The sequence below is a fragment of the Collinsella sp. CLA-ER-H9 genome (assembly GCF_040092295.1).
Classification (GTDB): Bacteria; Actinomycetota; Coriobacteriia; order Coriobacteriales; family Coriobacteriaceae; genus Collinsella.
Genome location: NZ_JBBNLV010000033.1, coordinates 1 through 1547, shown reverse-complemented (window position 1 = coordinate 1547; position 1547 = coordinate 1). Strand labels below are relative to the sequence as shown.

Here is a 1547-nt window from a genome sequence, read left to right as displayed (position 1 = left end):
GGGGGGTGTTCCTATAGTTTTGTCAACTGGGCAATGCTGTTTTCGAGATTGAATCGCGACATGCTAACGCCAGGCCTTTCGGCCGATGGGCTCCAATCTGTTCGGAGCGCTTCGACTAGGCGGCGTAGGGCACCCTGTCCCGCATGATCGCGTAGATGACCTTCAGCCTCTTTCGTGCCAGCGCCTTGAGCGCCTTGCCGTGCGGCATGCCCCGCTCTCGGCACCTAGCGTAGTAATCGCCCCATCTTCCCTCTGTCCGGGTAAGGCAGTTGCACGAGAATATGAGCAGGTTCTTCAGCCTCTTGTTGCCTTGGCGCGATGCCGTCACCGAGGAGATCGAGGTCCCCGACTGGCGGTTGCGCGGCGCCAGGCCGCAGTACGACGCGAGCCTGTCGTGGCTTGGGAAGTCTTCGATATCTATGGAGATCGCGAGCTCGGAAGCGGTTTTGGGGCCGATCCCCGGCACCGTCAGGAGGCATCGGTAGGTATCGTCGCCCTCGAGGAGGGCGGATATCTCCGCCGTGATCACATCGATCTCCGCCGAGTTCTCGGAGATCCTGCGCGCGAGCAGCCTCACCGCCCGGTCCTCGGCGGCGATGGCCGCCGCGTCCGGCCTTGTCGAGGAGGCCGTCGAGCGGACGAGGGCCTCGATCTTGCCGCGCGCCGCCCCGCGCGTGAGCGCCGCCGCCCTGCGGGGCCCGGCGTCGGCCACCGACCAGGCCCCGCCGAGGGATGCCATGAGCCTCAGCTGGGGACCGTCGGACAGGTCGACCAACGCCTCGAAGGCGGGGCACGATTCCAGCAGGATGCTGCGCAGCCGGTTCTTGCTCCTGGTGTTTTCGCAGGTCAGGAAGTTTCTCTGGGCGGCCAGCGCCCTCGCCGCCGCGACCGTCGGGCCCGGATCCCCGACCGGCAGGAGTGCGTCGGGGATGCCCAGCGCCGTCTTCGCGATGACCATTGCGTCCCGCTCGTCGGTCTTGGCGTCGCCGGCGAAGAGCCTGGCGGCCCCGTGTGCCGCGAGTCCCGGCAGGTACGCCGCCGACATCCCGGCCGCCTTGGCGCGGGCGAGCGCGAGGGCGCCTATGTTGCGCGACTGGTCGACGACCACGAGCGCGTCGGGGAAGCGGCCGAACAGCGAGTCCAGATCGCCCTCCCTGTTCGCGACGGGGGCGCTCAGCAGTATCTCGCCGTCCCGGGTCGCGACGCATGCCCAATGGGACAATTTCCCGACATCGAGCCCGATGACGGCTTCCGGCATTCTAGGTGGTGCCACGGTGTTATCCTCCAATCGGTAGGCCGATCGGAACCCCTCCCTGCGACACCCACATTACCTGGCCGTGGCGCTTGCGCCCGGCAGTTTCCTATCAGTCGTCCGGAGCGGCGAGCGCCCCCGGTGGCAACACCCCCCGGGCCCTCTACGGGGCAGGGGCAGACGGCCATCCGGAGGCGCCCGATCGGCGGCCCCTCGGGGCTTGCCCGTATCGTAGGCAATGCGCCGAATGCTCGCCATCGAAATTTATCGGTGGCCCACTTCAGACTGTAATGGG

Annotated in this window: 1 protein-coding gene; it reads right to left on the bottom strand. The window is 67.4% G+C overall.

Features of this window, described 5'->3' with window-relative positions:
• Positions 1-115 precede the first annotated feature (115 nt).
• Positions 116-1258, bottom strand: a complete 1143-nt coding sequence (locus tag AAAX73_RS09675; RefSeq protein WP_006234207.1) for an IS110 family transposase — start codon at positions 1256-1258, stop codon at positions 116-118.
• Positions 1259-1547 lie beyond the last annotated feature (289 nt).

Bases quoted from the DNA above. Each gene is read 5' to 3' on its own strand.
- AAAX73_RS09675 (WP_006234207.1), bottom strand. From the start codon at position 1,258: ATGCCGGAAGCCGTCATCGGGCTCGATGTCGGGAAATTGTCCCATTGG.